Origin of the sequence: Roseateles sp. So40a, assembly GCF_048081605.1 — a bacterium.
Taxonomy (GTDB): domain Bacteria; phylum Pseudomonadota; class Gammaproteobacteria; order Burkholderiales; family Burkholderiaceae_C; genus Roseateles.
In genome coordinates, this window is the sequence record NZ_CP182288.1 from 3,622,020 (window position 1) to 3,636,433 (window position 14,414).

Annotated in this window: 16 protein-coding genes; 10 read left to right on the plus strand and 6 right to left on the minus strand. The window is 68.8% G+C overall.

Features of this window, described 5'->3' with window-relative positions:
• Positions 1-66: 66 nt before the first annotated feature.
• Entirely contained in the window at positions 67-888 is an 822-nt protein-coding gene (xdhC, locus tag ACNI65_RS16470) for a xanthine dehydrogenase accessory protein XdhC (protein WP_416758028.1), read from the minus strand.
• Positions 889-898: 10 nt separating this feature from the next.
• The gene (gene uraH / locus ACNI65_RS16475; protein WP_416758030.1) at positions 899-1,252 is read right to left on the minus strand and encodes a hydroxyisourate hydrolase; all 354 of its coding nucleotides are present in this window, start codon (positions 1,250-1,252) and stop codon (positions 899-901) included.
• 138 nt (positions 1,253-1,390) lie between these two features.
• On the opposite strand from uraH, the gene ACNI65_RS16480 reads away from it, so the two are divergent.
• The 10 genes from ACNI65_RS16480 (at position 1,391) to ACNI65_RS16525 (ending at position 13,168) form a co-directional block, all read left to right on the plus strand.
• Entirely contained in the window at positions 1,391-2,074 is a 684-nt protein-coding gene (locus ACNI65_RS16480; protein ID WP_416758031.1) for a GntR family transcriptional regulator, read from the plus strand.
• Between the two features lie 68 nt (positions 2,075-2,142).
• Positions 2,143-3,099 carry an allantoinase PuuE gene (gene puuE / locus ACNI65_RS16485; protein ID WP_416758032.1) on the plus strand — a complete coding sequence of 319 codons (957 nt, stop codon included), beginning with the start codon at positions 2,143-2,145 and terminating at the stop codon, positions 3,097-3,099.
• Positions 3,100-3,101: 2 nt separating this feature from the next.
• Positions 3,102-4,874 carry a 2-oxo-4-hydroxy-4-carboxy-5-ureidoimidazoline decarboxylase gene (gene uraD / locus ACNI65_RS16490; protein WP_416758033.1) on the plus strand — a complete coding sequence of 591 codons (1,773 nt, stop codon included), beginning with the start codon at positions 3,102-3,104 and terminating at the stop codon, positions 4,872-4,874.
• A 61-nt stretch (positions 4,875-4,935) separates the two neighbouring features.
• Complete coding sequence (locus ACNI65_RS16495) at positions 4,936-6,210, plus strand: M20 family metallopeptidase (protein WP_416758034.1); 1,275 nt, start codon at positions 4,936-4,938, stop codon at positions 6,208-6,210.
• A 194-nt stretch (positions 6,211-6,404) separates the two neighbouring features.
• Positions 6,405-7,481: an ABC transporter substrate-binding protein gene (locus ACNI65_RS16500; protein ID WP_416758036.1), complete on the plus strand. Its 1,077-nt coding sequence runs from the start codon at positions 6,405-6,407 to the stop codon at positions 7,479-7,481.
• A gap of 5 nt (positions 7,482-7,486) precedes the next feature.
• Positions 7,487-8,359 carry an ABC transporter ATP-binding protein gene (locus ACNI65_RS16505; protein WP_416758037.1) on the plus strand — a complete coding sequence of 291 codons (873 nt, stop codon included), beginning with the start codon at positions 7,487-7,489 and terminating at the stop codon, positions 8,357-8,359.
• Entirely contained in the window at positions 8,356-9,156 is an 801-nt protein-coding gene (locus ACNI65_RS16510; protein ID WP_416758038.1) for an ABC transporter permease, read from the plus strand. The genes ACNI65_RS16505 and ACNI65_RS16510 overlap by 4 nt, the downstream gene beginning before the upstream one ends.
• A gap of 106 nt (positions 9,157-9,262) precedes the next feature.
• Complete coding sequence (locus ACNI65_RS16515) at positions 9,263-10,300, plus strand: porin (protein ID WP_416758039.1); 1,038 nt, start codon at positions 9,263-9,265, stop codon at positions 10,298-10,300.
• 72 nt (positions 10,301-10,372) lie between these two features.
• Positions 10,373-10,759 carry a DUF2946 domain-containing protein gene (locus ACNI65_RS16520; RefSeq protein WP_416758041.1) on the plus strand — a complete coding sequence of 129 codons (387 nt, stop codon included), beginning with the start codon at positions 10,373-10,375 and terminating at the stop codon, positions 10,757-10,759.
• Between the two features lie 54 nt (positions 10,760-10,813).
• Positions 10,814-13,168: a TonB-dependent receptor gene (locus tag ACNI65_RS16525; RefSeq protein ID WP_416758043.1), complete on the plus strand. Its 2,355-nt coding sequence runs from the start codon at positions 10,814-10,816 to the stop codon at positions 13,166-13,168.
• Here the strand turns inward: ACNI65_RS16525 and ACNI65_RS16530 are convergent.
• Genes ACNI65_RS16530 through ACNI65_RS16545 form a run of 4 tightly spaced genes read right to left on the minus strand, consistent with a single transcriptional unit; the run spans position 13,162 to position 14,406 of the window.
• Positions 13,162-13,464 (minus strand): type II toxin-antitoxin system RelE/ParE family toxin, encoded by a 303-nt coding sequence (locus tag ACNI65_RS16530; protein WP_416758045.1) that lies wholly within the window; start codon positions 13,462-13,464, stop codon positions 13,162-13,164. The genes ACNI65_RS16525 and ACNI65_RS16530 overlap by 7 nt on opposite strands.
• A complete protein-coding gene (locus ACNI65_RS16535) occupies positions 13,461-13,811 on the minus strand; it encodes a hypothetical protein (protein WP_416758046.1) in 351 nt (116 codons plus the stop codon). The genes ACNI65_RS16530 and ACNI65_RS16535 overlap by 4 nt, the downstream gene beginning before the upstream one ends.
• Positions 13,808-14,104, minus strand: a complete 297-nt coding sequence (locus ACNI65_RS16540; protein WP_416758047.1) for a type II toxin-antitoxin system RelE/ParE family toxin — start codon at positions 14,102-14,104, stop codon at positions 13,808-13,810. Before ACNI65_RS16540 ends, ACNI65_RS16535 begins: the two co-directional genes overlap by 4 nt.
• Complete coding sequence (locus ACNI65_RS16545; protein ID WP_416758048.1) at positions 14,101-14,406, minus strand: hypothetical protein; 306 nt, start codon at positions 14,404-14,406, stop codon at positions 14,101-14,103. The genes ACNI65_RS16540 and ACNI65_RS16545 overlap by 4 nt, the downstream gene beginning before the upstream one ends.
• Positions 14,407-14,414 lie beyond the last annotated feature (8 nt).

The window sequence follows — 14,414 nt, forward strand, 5'->3', positions numbered from 1 at the left end:
ACCACCACTGCGGGCGCTGTGAACCGGCGAGCGTCGCGCTGAAGAAACCTGGGCGCCGCGGCGACGTCAAGGCGCGGAGTGTATACAGTCCTGCATCACCTGCGCCACCACCGCCAGCGCCACCAGCTCCGGCTGCTTGCCCGAGATGCCTGGAATGCCGATCGGGCAGGTCACGTGCGCCAGCTCCGGCGCGCTGAAGCCGCGGGCCTCGAGCCGGTGCTGGAAGGTCGCCCACTTGCTCTTGCTGCCGATCAGCCCGATGTAGGGCAGGTCGCGCGCCTCGCGCTGGCGCTTGAGGCAGGCGGCCAGGATGTCCAGGTCCTCGGCGTGGCTGAAGCTCATGATGAGCACGTGCGATCCAGGCGCCAGCGTCGGTACCGCGCCCTGCACCGGCTCGGACTGCTCGGCCCGCACGTTGTCGGGCAGCGGCTCAGGGAACATGCCCTCGCGGCTGTCGATCCAGTGCACGCGCGCGGGCAGGCGGGCCAGCAGGTCCACGATCGCGCGGCCCACATGGCCGCCGCCGAAGAGCGCGATCCGCCGCCAGTCGTCCTGCACGCCGAGCAGGTCCGCCAAGCCGGCGATGCGTTGCGCGTCCAGCAGGTCGAAGCTCAGCCAGACCACACCGCCGCAGCATTGCCCCAACGAGGGTCCGAGCGCGAAACGCTGGCGGGCGTCCACCACCCGGCCAGCGGCCAACGCGGCGCGCGCCTTGGCGATGGCGTCGAACTCCAGCTGGCCGCCGCCGATCGTGCCCACGACGTCCGACGCGGTCACCGCCATCCAGGCGCCGACCTCGCGTGGGCCGCTGCCCCGCAGCTCATCCACGCGCACCAGCACCGCGGGCTCGCGCGCGAGCCTCAGGGCCAGGGTCTGCCAGGGACGCATGGGCGGGGTCTCAGCTGCCGCGGTAGGTGGAGTAGGCCCACGGGCTGGCCAGCAAAGGCACGTGGTAATGCGCGCTGGCATCGGCGATGCCAAAGTCCAGCGGCACCTCGTCGAGGAAGGCAGGCTCGGGCAGCGTCACGCGACGGGCGCGGAAATAGTCGGCGACCTCGAACACCAGGCGGTAGCGGCCGGTCAGCAGCGAGGCGCCCTCCAGCAGCGGCGCGTCGGCGCGGCCGTCGGCATTCAGCGTGAGCACCTGCAGCAGCTTCGGCTCGCCGCCTTCGATCCGGTAGAGCCGGACCGCCATGCCCCCGGCCGGGCTGCCATGCATCGTGTCCAGGACGTGGGTGGTGAGTTTGCCCATCGGGATCTCAAGTGATCGGAGAGTCGAGGGGCAAAGTGTATACACTCGCGGGCACACTGAGTGCCCTGCCATGAGCCCTCACCCCAACCCCTCTCCCGCTGCGCGGGCGAGGGGCTCAAGATCACCGCCGCTCAACCCATGAACGCCCGCGACCTCGACGCCAACGCGTCCGTCACCCAGCGCATCACCGCCTCGATCACGCAGGCGATCGTCGAGCGCCGGCTGATGCCGGGCACCAAGCTCGTCGAGCAGCAGCTGGCCGACATCTTCGATTGCTCCCGCACGCTGGTCCGCCAGGCGCTGAATCAGCTCAGCCGCGACCGGCTGGTGCGGCTCGAGCCCGCTCGTGGCGCCTTCGTCGCGCAGCCCAGCGTCGAGGAAGCCCGCCAGGTCTTCGAGGTGCGCAAGATGCTGGAAGCCGCCATGCTCGCCGACCTCTGCCAGCGCATCACCCCCGCGCAGATCAAGCAGCTGCGGGCCCATCTGAAGCAGGAACGCGAGGCCATCGGACGCACCGACGTGCCCGGCCGCACGCGGCTCCTGGCGGACTTCCACGTCGTGCTCGCGCGCATGCAGGGCAACGAGGTGCTGGCCCAGCTGCTGACCGATCTGCTCTCGCGCAGCTCGCTGATCGCGCTGATGTACCAGAGCTCGCACTCCGCCGCCGAGTCCCAGGCCGAGCACGAGGCCATCGTCGACGCGCTCGAAGCGCACGACAAACGCGCCGCGCTCAAGCTGCTGGACGCGCACCTCGGCAACGTCGAATCCAACCTGCGGCTGGACCCGCGCGTGCAGGACCTGAAATCGGTCCTGCAGCCCTGAGCCTCGACCCGCGTCCGGCTCGTACTGCCCTGTCCTGCCCTGTCCCGACCCGACCCGCATCACCTGCCATGAAGCCCGTCCTCTCCCCCGGTTATCCCCGCGACCTCATCGGCTACGGCGAGCATCCGCCGCACGCGAACTGGCCGGGCCAGGCGCGCATCGCGCTGCAGTTCGTCCTCAACTACGAGGAGGGCGGCGAGAACTCCGTGCTGCACGGCGACGCCGGCAGCGAGCAGTTCCTGTCCGAGATGTTCAACCCGGCCGCCTATCCGGCGCGCCACCTGAGCATGGAAGGCATCTACGAATACGGCTCGCGCGTGGGCGTGTGGCGGCTGCTGCGCGAATTCGAGAAACGCGCGCTGCCGCTGACCGTCTTCGGCGTGTCGATGGCGCTGGAGCGGCATCCGGAGCTGGCGCACGCGCTGGTGCAGCTCAACCATGAGATCGCCTGCCACGGCTGGCGCTGGATCCATTACCAGAACATGGACGAGTCCATCGAGCGCCAGCACATGGACATCGGCATGGACATCCTGCAGCGGCTGACCGGCGAGCGGCCCTCGGGCTGGTACACCGGCCGCGACAGCCCGCACACGCGCCGCCTGGTCGCGGACTTCGGCGGCTTCGAGTACGACAGCGACTACTACGGCGACGACCTGCCCTTCTGGCTCAACGTCCGCAAGACCGACGGCGCGCTCACGCCCCACCTGGTCGTGCCCTACACGCTGGACTGCAACGACATGCGCTTCTCGCTGCCGCAGGGATTCAGCCACGGCGACGAGTTCTTCGAGTACCTGCGCGACACCTTCGACGTGCTCTACGCGGAGGGCGCCGAGTCGCCCAAGATGATGAGCATCGGCATGCACTGCCGGCTGCTGGGACGCCCCGGCCGGATGCGCGCGTTGCAGCGCTTCCTCGATCACGTCGAGCGCCACGACCGCGTCTGGATCGCACGCCGCGTCGACATCGCCCGCCACTGGCGCGCCACGCATCCGTTCGATGCGGACAAGGCCTTCGTGTGGGGCTGAGCATGATGACCCTCGATCAACTGAACGCCGCCGGCGAGGACGCCCTCGTCGCGCTGCTGGACGGCATCTACGAGCACTCTCCATGGATCGCGCGCCGCGCCTTCGCGGCCCGGCCCGCCGACGGATTCGCCAGCCTCGCGGCGCTCAAGCACGCGCTGGCGCGCGTGGTCCGCGAAGCGTCGGTCGACGAGCAGCTCGGCCTGATCCGCGCGCACCCGGAGCTCGCCGGCAAGGCGATGGTCGCCAAGACCCTGACCGCCGAGTCGACGAACGAGCAACGCACTGCCGGCCTCACCGACTGCAGCCCCGAGGAATTCGCCCGGCTGCAGCAGCTCAACGCCGACTACAACGCGCGCTTCGGCTGGCCCTTCATCCTGGCCGTGCGCGGCCCGCGCGGGCTGGGACTGACGCGGCACCAGATCATTGACACCTTCGCGCGCCGACTGAACGCGCATCCCGACATCGAGCGCGCCGAGTGCCTGCGCAACATCCACCGCATCGCCGAGATCCGGCTGAACGACAAGTTCGGCATCACGCCCACGCTGGGCAACCAGGTCTGGGACTGGGCCGAATCGCTGGCGCGCTTCTCGGATCCGGGGTTCGCCGAGAACGGTCAGCTCACCGTGCTCTACCTGACCGACGCGCATCGCGCGGCGGCGGCGCAGCTCGCGGACTGGATGCGCGAATGCGGCTTCGATGAGGTCGGCATCGACGCGGTCGGCAATGTGGTCGGCGTCTATCACGGCACCGACGCCGACGCGCCGCGGCTTCTCACCGGCAGCCATTACGACACGGTGCGCAATGGCGGCAAGTACGACGGCCGGCTCGGCATCCTCGTGCCGATGGCCTGCGTGCGCGAGCTGCATCGCCAGGGCCGGCGCCTGCGGCACGGCCTGGAGGTCGTCGGTTTCTCCGAGGAGGAAGGCCAGCGCTACAAGGCGACGTTCCTCGGCTCCAGCGCGCTGGTGGGCCGCTTCGATCCGACGTGGCTCGATCAGGCCGATGCCGATGGCGTCGTGCTGCGCGACCTGATGCGCGAGGCCGGACTGCCCGCGACGATGGACGCGATCCAGGCGCTGCGCCGCGATCCCGCGCGCTACCTCGGCTTCATCGAGGTCCACATCGAACAGGGCCCGGTGCTCAACGAGCTCGACCTGCCGCTGGGCATCGTGACCTCGATCAACGGCAGCATCCGCTACGTCGGCGAGCTGCGCGGCCTGGCGTCGCATGCGGGCACGACGCCGATGGACCGGCGCCGTGACGCCGCTGCCGCGGTGGCCGAGCTGATCCTGTACGTCGAGGAACGCGCCGGCGCGGTGCCCGAGGTCGTCGGCACCGTGGGTCAGCTGCAGGTGCCCAACGGCTCGATCAACGTCATCCCCGGCCGCTGCCGATTCAGCCTGGACCTGCGCGCCACCACGGACGAGGCGCGTGACGCGCTCGACGCCGACGTGCGCGCACGCCTGGCCGCCATCTGCGAGCGACGCGGCCTGAGCTTCACGCTGGAGCGCACCGAGGCCGCGGCTGCCGCGCCCAGCGATCCCGCCTGGCAGGCGCGCTGGGAGCAGGCGGTCGCCGCGCTCGGGCTGCCCGCGCACCGCATGCCCTCGGGCGCCGGCCACGACGCGATGAAGCTCCATCAGGCGATGCCGCAGGCCATGCTGTTCCAGCGCGGCCTGAACCTGGGCATCAGCCACAACCCGCTCGAGGCCATCAGCAACGACGACACCGAGCTCTGCGTCCAGGCCTTCCAGGCACTGCTGGACCGGCTCTGAGCCGCTGAGCACCTTCACGCCCGCTGAGCGCCCTCTTCAAGCATTCCGAGATCCCACGCGCATGACCACCTCCCGACAAGCCTTCTACGACGCGCTCGACGCCTGGATCGACGCGCACTTCGACGACGAGGTCCGCTACCTGCAGGCGCTGGTGCGCGTGCCCACCGACACGCCGCCCGGCAACAACGCGCCGCATGCCGCGCGCACCGCCGAGCTGCTCGCCGAGATGGGCCTGCATGCCGAGTCGCATCCGGTGCCGCAGGCGCAGGTTCGCGAGTACGGGCTGGAATCGCTGACCAACCTGATCGTGCGCCGCCGCTTCGGTCCCGAAGGCTCCGGCCCGGTGATCGCGCTGAACGCGCACGGCGATGTCGTGCCGCCCGGCGAAGGCTGGACGCACGACCCCTACGGCGGCGAGATCGCCGAGGGCCAGCTCTACGGACGCGCCTCGGCGGTCAGCAAGAGTGACTTCGCGAGCTACACCTTCGCGCTGCGCGCGCTGGAGTCGCTGCAAGCGTCGCTACACGCGGCGGGCACGCCGCTGGGCGGCGGCGTCGAGCTGCACTTCACCTATGACGAGGAATTCGGCGGCGAGCTCGGTCCGGGCTGGCTGCTCCAGCAGGGACTGACCAAGCCCGATTTCCTGCTCGCCGCCGGCTTCAGCTATCAAGTCGTCACCGCGCACAACGGCTGCCTGCAGATGGAGGTGACGGTGCACGGCAAGATGGCGCATGCCGCCATCCCCGACACCGGCATCGACGCGCTGCAAGGCGCGGTCACGCTGCTCAACGCGCTGTACGCGCGCAACGCGGTCTACCGCGGCATCACGTCGCAGGTCGAGGGCATCAAACACCCCTACCTGAACGTCGGCCGCATCGAGGGCGGCACCAACACCAACGTCGTGCCGGGCAAGGTCACGTTCAAGCTCGATCGTCGCATGATCCCCGAGGAGGATCCGGTCGTCGTCGAGGCCGAGATCCGCGACACGATCGCGCAGGCCGCCGCCGCCTTCCCCGGCATCACCGTGGACGTGCGCCGCCTGCTGCTGGCGCGATCGCTCAAGCCGCTGCCCGGCAACCGGCCGCTGGTGGAAGCGCTGCAGCGCCACGGTGAGGCCGTCTTCGGCGAGACCATCCCGACCTCCGGCACGCCGCTGTACACCGACGTGCGGCTGTACGGCGAGCACGGCATCCCCGCCGCGATCTACGGGGCGGGTCCGCGGACCGTGCTGGAGTCTCACGCCAAGCGCGCCGATGAACGCGTCGCGCTCGACGACCTGCGCCGCGCGACGAAGGTCGTCGCACGCACCCTGCTGGACCTGCTGCGCACCGAGTGACCGCAGCGCGGGCACTGAACTTGTGCGCGCAGAACTGTATACATACGAATGACCCGCCTGCATACATTGCGCTGAACGCGTGAAGACGGCCTCGGCCTTGCCCGACGCCGTCGCGCATACGCCGTTCGGCGTATGCGGTCGCGAAATGGCATGGTCGTTGCGTCGGTGTTCCTGTTGATTCCCAGGAGACACCAATGACGCTTCCCCGCCGCCGCGCCCTCACCGCCCCCCTGAAGGCCGCCGCGCTGACGCTGGCCCTGCTGGCCGGCGCGACCGCCTCGACGCTGGTCCAGGCCCAGGCCTCGGCCGCCGCCGTGACCCCGATCAAGTTCCAGCTCGACTGGCGCTTCGAGGGTCCGTCCGCGCTGTTCCTGCTGCCGGTGGCCAAGGGCTACTTCAAGCAGGAGAAGCTCGACGTCAGCGTGGATGCCGGCAACGGCTCGGGCGGCGCGGTGATGCGCGTGGCCTCCGGGTCCTACGACCTGGGCTTCGCCGACATGGCGGCGCTGATGGAGTTCCACGCCAACAACCCCGACGCGCCCAACAAGCCGGTGGCCGTCATGATGGTCTACAACAACACGCCTGCCGCGGTGCTCGCGCTCAGGAAGAGCGGCATCGCCTCGCTGGCGGACCTCGGCGGCAAGAAGCTGGGCGCGCCTGTCTTCGACGCCGGCCGCCGCGCCTTCCCCATCCTGGCCAAGGCCAACAAGATCGGCGCGGCGCAGTGGATCAGCATGGATCCGCCGCTGCGCGAGACCATGCTCGCGCGCGGCGATGTGGATGCGATCACCGGGTTCTCGTTCACCTCGCTGCTGAGCCTGGAGGCGCGCGGCGTGAAGGCGGGCGACGTGGTGGTCTTCCCCTACGCCGACCATGGCGTGAAGCTCTACGGCAACGCGATCATCGCGTCGCCCAAGTTCATCAAGGAGAAGCCCGAGCAGCTCAAGGCCTTCCTGCGTGCCTTCGCCAAGGGCGCCAAGGAGACGATGGCCGCGCCGGACGCGGCGATCGCCTTCGTCAAGGAACGCGACGGCATCATCAACGTCGAGCTGGAGAAGCGCCGCCTGCGCATGGCCATCGACGCGGTGATCGCCAGCCCCGACGCGCGCGCCGAGGGCTTCGGCCAGATCGCCGCGCCGCGGCTGAGCCTGATGGCCAGCCAGGTGTCCGATGCCTACGGCACCAAGACCCGCGTCGATCCGGTCGCGGTGTGGAACGGGGCGTTCCTGCCGAGCGCGGCGGAGCTCAACGTGCTGCCGCCCCGGAAGTGAGCGCCATGCACACCGCTGCTGCCGCAGATACAGGGAATGCCGTGAATGCCGTGGATGCCGCGGCCACCGCGCCCTTCGTCGAGTTCCGCGATGTCTGGCTGGCCTACAACGAAGACCTGCTCGCGCAGGGCCGCTTCGCGGTCGAGGCCATCGACCTGAAGGTCGCACGCGGCGAGTTCATCGCGATCGTCGGCCCGTCGGGCTGCGGCAAGTCGACCTTCATGAAGCTCACCACGGGGCTCAAGGCGCCCTCGCGCGGCGAGATCCGCGTGGACGGCCGCACCGTGCACGGGCCGCTGAAGATCAGCGGCATGGCCTTCCAGTCCGCCTCGCTGCTGCCCTGGCGCACGACGCTGGCCAACGTGATGCTGCCGCTGGAGATCGTCGAGCCCTACCGCTCGCAGTGGAGGACGCATCGCGCGGACTTCGAGGCGCGCGCCCGCGCGCTGCTCGCGCGCGTCGGCCTGGCGGGTTACGAGGACAAGTTCCCCTGGCAGCTCTCGGGCGGCATGCAGCAGCGCGCGAGCATCTGCCGCGCGCTGATCCATGAGCCCCAGCTGCTGCTGCTCGACGAGCCCTTCGGCGCGCTGGACGCGTTCACGCGCGAGGAGCTGTGGTGCATCCTGCGAGACCTGCAGGCCACGCAGGGCTTCAACGTCATCCTGGTCACGCACGACCTGCGCGAGTCGGTGTTCCTCGCCGACACGATCTACGTGATGAGCAGGGGCCCGGGCCGCATGCAGCTGCGCCGCGAGGTGGATCTGCCGCGTCCGCGCGATCTGGAGATCACCTACACGCCGGCCTTCGGCGAGATCGTCCACGAGCTGCGCGGTCACATCGGCGCGCTGAAGAAGCAAGGCATGGAGATCGCGCAATGACCGCCGCCGTGCCGGGCTCCCCCGTCCCCCACCGCGGCCGCCGGCTGCTGCGTCGCAACGCGCACTGGCTGCTGCTCATCGCCCTGCTGCTGGGCTGGCAGTGCGTGTGCGGGCTCTTCGACATCTCCGAGTACCTCTTCCCCAGCCCCTGGGCGATCGCGCGCCAGCTGTGGGAGCACCACGCGACGCTCCTCGCGCATGCATGGCGGAGCTACTGGGTGACGATGGCGGGCTTCTCGATCTCCATCGTCGTCGGCGTCGCGCTGGGATGCCTGATGGGCAGCTCGCGGCTCGCGTACGAGGCGATGTATCCGCTGATGACCGGCTTCAACGCGCTGCCCAAGGCCGCGTTCGTGCCCATCCTGGTGGTGTGGTTCGGCATCGGCGCGGGCCCGGCGATCCTGACCGCCTTCCTGATCAGCTTCTTCCCGATCATGGTCAACATCGCCACCGGCCTGGCCACGCTCGAACCGGAGCTCGAGGACGTGCTGCGCGTGCTCGGCGCCCGCCGGCGGGACATCCTGTTCAAGGTCGGGCTGCCGCGGTCGATGCCGCATTTCTTCGGCGCGCTCAAGGTGGCGATCACGCTGGCCTTCGTCGGCACCACCGTGTCGGAGATGACCGCCGCCAACGAGGGCATCGGCTACCTGCTGATCTCGGCGGGATCGTCGATGCAGATGGGTCTCGCCTTCGCGGGGCTGGCCGTCGTCGGGGCGATGGCCATGGCCATGTATGAACTCTTCGCCGCCGTCGAGCGCCGCCTCACCGGCTGGGCCCATCGCGGTCAGCCGTCATGACCGGCCGCGCCTGACGCCCCCAGAACCCGGGCCACGTGTCCGGGTTCCCCAGGTTCCCTTTCAGCAGTACTCCCACAACCATTCGAATCCAACCCGGAGCACTTTCATGACGCATTCCCCCCTCGCCCTGGCCCGATCGATCCTGCCTCGATCGATGACGGCCGGACCGCTCGCGGTCGCCGCCGCGCTGGCCCTGGCCGGTGGCAGCGCGCAGGCACAGAGCAGCGTGTCCCTGTACGGTCTGGTCGACATGAGCGTCGGCAGCACCAAGGCGGCCGGCACCGCGTCCTCGATCCAGGGCGTCGAGAGCGGCAAGATGAGCACCAGCTTCCTCGGCTTCCGAGGCAACGAGGACCTGGGCGACGGCCTGAGCGCCTTCTTCCAGCTGGACGCCTTCCTGCGCGCGGACGGCGGCCTGAACGGCCGTTTCAACGGCGACGCGTTCTGGGCCCGCAATGCCTTCGTCGGCCTGCGCAACAAGGCCTGGGGCGATGTGAAGCTCGGCCGCAACACGACGCCGCTGTTCGTCGCGGCGCTGAGCTACAACCCCTTCGGCGACAGCTTCGGGTACTCGCCGACGATCCGGCACATCTTCACCAACGGCACCACCACCGGCGATTCGGGCTGGAGCGATTCGGTGCTGTACACCACGCCGCTGATCGAGGGCTTCAGCGGCACGGCCTTCATCGCCGCGGGCGAAGGCGCCGGCGGGCGCAATACCGGCGCGAGCGTGCAGTACAACGCCGGCGGTCCCTTCGCGGCGTCGCTGGTCTATCAGAAGGTCGGCAAGGATGGCGCCACGCCAGTCGACGATTCCAAGACCTGGCTGGGCAGCGTGTCCTACGACGCGGGTGTGGTGAAGCTGTTCGGCCAGTACGGCAAGGTCGACAACACCACGCGGAACATCGACTACAAGCTCTACGAGGCGGGCGCGTCCGTGCCCATCGGCAACGGCAAGGTGCTGGCGCAGTACGGGCAGATCTCGCCGAGCGCCGGAGCCAGGCGCAAGACCTTCACCGTGGGTTATGACCACTGGCTGTCCAAGCGCACCGATGTCTACGCGATGGCGATGAGCGACAAGCTGACCGGTCAGGCCAACGGCAACGGCAACAGCTTCTCGGTCGGCGTGCGTCACCGGTTCTGACGATCGTCTTGTCGGAATCGGGGCGAGGGCCGCGGTGCCCCGCCTAGAATCCGCCGCATCATGCGCCCGCAGATGCCCTCCCTCGCCGCCCGCTGGATGACCGTCCTGGTCTTCTGGCTGGCGGCGTTGCTGCCCGCGGCCTCGATGGCCGCGCAGGCGCTGAACGGGGATCTGGCGCCGTGGACGCAGATCTGCCGATCCAGCGTGGTCGGCCCCCGCGCCGCGGAGCTGCGCGCGGGACTCGCGGACAGCGGCGTGGACGATCAGGATCACGCGCTCTTCCAGCACTGCGCGTTCTGCCATCTGCATCAGGACGCCCTGGCCTTCCCGCCGACGGCGGCTGCGGCGCCGCTGCGCACCGAGTTGCGCCACGGCCTGCCCGAGCGCTTCCTCAGCGCTTCCACCACCGCCCATGCGTGGCGGCACGCGCTCGCGAGAGCGCCTCCTCTGACGGTCTGAAGCCTGTCGCATCGGCCCCGCGCCGGTGCTCCCTTCTTCCGTTGGAGTTTTCCCATGCTTTGCACTTCCCGTGCGCGCAGGCTTCGTGCCGGCGCGCTGACGGCGATCGCGGCGGCCAGCGCCGCGACCACCTTCGCCGCTGTCGCCAACACGGCTTCCGATAATGCGGCTGCCAATAACGCGCCCTCTGATTCCCCTGACCGCGTCCACACGCTGGGCATCGTCCGCGTGGACGGCGCGTCGCCGACCTCGCTGCCCAGCCGCATCCCCACCTCGATGGAAGGCGTCACCGGGGAGGACATCGCCCGCGACATCAACGCCACCGACGCCGAGGACGCGCTGAAGTACTTGCCCAGCCTGCTCGTGCGCAAGCGCTACATCGGCGACTACAACCACGCGGTGCTGTCCACGCGGGCCTCGGGCACCGGCAACAGCGCGCGCTCGCTGGTCTATGCGGACGGCATCCTGCTGTCCAACCTGCTGGGCAACGGGGCGAGCTTCGCGCCGCGCTGGGGCCTGGTCTCGCCCGAGGAGATCGCTCGCGTCGACGTCATGTACGGGCCGTTCTCGGCGGCCTACCCGGGCAACGCGGTCGGTGCGGTGGTCGATTTCCAGACGCGCATGCCGACACGGTTCGAAGCCCACGCGCGCATCGGCTACAGCCATCAGGCCAGCGGTCTGTACGGGGCCCGCGCGGATGCGCGTCAGGCCAGCGCGTCCATCGGCAGCGCCGAGGGTGCGTTCTCGTGGTGGCTGCATGCCGGACGCACCGACAGCGAGGGCCCGCCGCAGACCTTCGCCAATCGGGCGTTGAGCACCACCGCGCCGGCTGCCGGTGCCGTGCCGGTGACCGGCGCGGAGACCGGCTTGAATCGCAACGACCAGCCCTGGCTGCTGCTGGCCAGCGGCACGCAATACGACACCGTGCAGGACCAGGCCAAGCTCAAGCTGGCCTATGACATCGATCCGGGCCTTCGGCTGCTGTATGTCTTCGGGCTGTGGAGCAACCGCAGCGACGGGCAGTCACGCAGCTTCCTGCGCGATGCCGACGGACGCGTGGTCGACCATCGCTACAGCGGCGGACTCACGCAGCCCATCAGCATCGACGGCAAGGGCTATCTGCTCAGCGCCAGCGACTTCCCGCAGACGCGGGACGAGCTGGAGCACCGCATGCACGCGATCTCGCTGAAGCGGCGGGTGCGCGACGGCCTGGGCTGGGAGCTGTCGGGCAGCGTCTACGACTACCTCGCGGATCGCGCGCGGGCCTATGCGCCGACCACGACGGCCACCAATGGCGGGCGATTGACCGACCAGTCCGGCACCGGCTGGAACACGCTCTCGGCCAAGCTCACGTGGACGCCGGAGGGCAGTGAACACACGATCGACGCCGGGCTGTCGCAGGAGCAGTACCAGCTGCGCACACGCGTCTTCGGATTGAGCGACTGGCGAAGTGGCGCGGCCGGCGCGATGAGCTCGCGCTTCGACGGCGACACGCGCGTGCGCGCCGTCTTCGCGCAGGACGCATGGACCTTCGCACCGGACTGGACGGCGGTGCTGGGACTGCGCGGCGAGCGCTGGTCGGCCTTCGACGGCGTGACCCAATCGACCGCGGCCACGCAGCAGCATCCCGCACGGTCGCAGACGGCCTGGTCGCCGAAGGCGGCGATCTCCTACGGGGTCAGCGATCAATGGGTGCTCAAGGCGAGCACCGGCCGCGCGGTGCGTTGCCCGACGGTGAGCGAACTCTTCCAGGGTGGCTTCAACGCGGCGGGACAGTTCATCAACAACGACCCGAACCTCAAGCCCGAGCGCAGCTGGACCAGCGAGCTCAGCGCCGAGTGGACCGGCGCCGATCGCGATGCGCTGCGGGTGACGCTGTTCCACGAGGACAGCCGCGATGCGCTGTACTCGCAGCTCAACGTGGCGACGAACGCGAACACGGTGCAGAACATCAATCGCATCCGCACGCGCGGCGTGGAGCTGAGCGGTACGGCGGGGTTGCCTCAGCGCGTGACGCTGACGGGCAGCGTGACCTTCGCGGACTCGGTGATCCTGGCCAACGCGGGCTATGCGACGAAGCCGGGCGACACGGTCGGCAAGTGGCAGCCGCGCGTGCCGCGCTGGCGGGCGACGATGCTGGCGCAATGGCAGGCGCGGGACGACGTGAGCGTGAGCCTGGGCGCGCGCTACAGCGGCAAGCAGTTCAGCACGCTGGACAACAGCGATGTGAATGGCTTCGCGTACATGGCGGCGAGCAAGTATTTCACCGTGGACACGCGGGTGCAGTGGAAGGTCGACCGTCAATGGACCTTGTCCGCGGGCATCGACAACCTCAACAACTACCAATACTGGAACTTCCACCCCTATCCGGGACGGACGTTCCAGGTGGAAGCGAGGTGGGATTACTGACCTCGACGGTCAGGCAAGCCGGCTTCGGGCCAGTGACGTGCCGAATGGATCACTCGTCGAATGATCAGGCACGGGGGCGGCGACGAATAGACCACCTTGTAGCTGCGCTTGATGGGCAGCACGCGCACGTTCTTGTTCTGCGTTTGAGAGCCGATCCCGGGCTGCAACGCAAGCAACTTGAACTTGCGGTAAAGCTCCTTGAGCAGCTTCTGTGCAGCAAACGGGTTCTCGGCCCTGATCCGGGCCACGATCTCAAGGAGATCCTGCTGCGCCCGAAGGGAGATCGCGGCGTTCAAGCTTGGGCCGGCGGTTCATCCGAACCGTCCGCTCCGAGTTCGTCCTCGATCTCCTTCATCACCTGAGCCAGCGGACGGTCTTCGCCACGAGCGCTCGATTCGAGCGTCTCGCGAATCATCCGGTACTCGTGTGCCTCTTCATTGTCGGGATCGAAGAACGCTGGACTGTTGATGAAGACAGCTTCCTTGATGAGCCATGCGACATGTTCATCAAGTGTCAGCCCCGACTCGATGGCCCCGGCCTCCAGCGTGCGCATCAAAGCGGTGTCGATGCGGATGGTCAACGTGGAGGTGTCGGGCTCAGCCATCGGCGGATTGAAATAGATCGGATCCAGAAGTGCGTTCATTCTGCACCTGCGCTTTCCAAGCCCGGTCGTTGCCGAGCCGTGTGATCGACGCGCACGATCCAGAGGACCGCCCCTTCGTTTCGGTAGACGATGCGATAGCTTCCCTTCACGCACAGCTCGCGCGTCTCTCCGTCCTCGCCCAGCGTCCCGATGCCCGGCTGGAATTCGAGCAGCGAGAACTTCTTGAAGAACTCCTCCCGCATCCTCAGCGCGGCCAGTGGCTTGTCCGCATGGATACGGCGAAGGATGTTGGAGAGGTCGGTGCGGGCGGCTTGGCTGAAAGCGACCGTCAAGGCTTGGTCGGGAAGTCCTGCGTCTTCTCCGCTCCAAGCTGATCGTCGATCGTGCGCATGACCTCCTCGAGAGACACCGTGTTCCCGAGGTGGATGTCCCTCAGCCCTTCCTCGACTCGACGAAGGTGTTGTGCGCGCTCGTTGTGCGGGTCATGGTAGTCAGGCGAGTTCCGGAACAACGCGGCACGCACCATTTGCTCCACCAGCTCGTCCACCGAGAAGTGAACTTCACGAGCACGATCCTCAAGTTCGCGCTTGAGATCGGCGGCCATGCGGACGGTCAACGTGGTCAGATCGGACATGAGGAGGC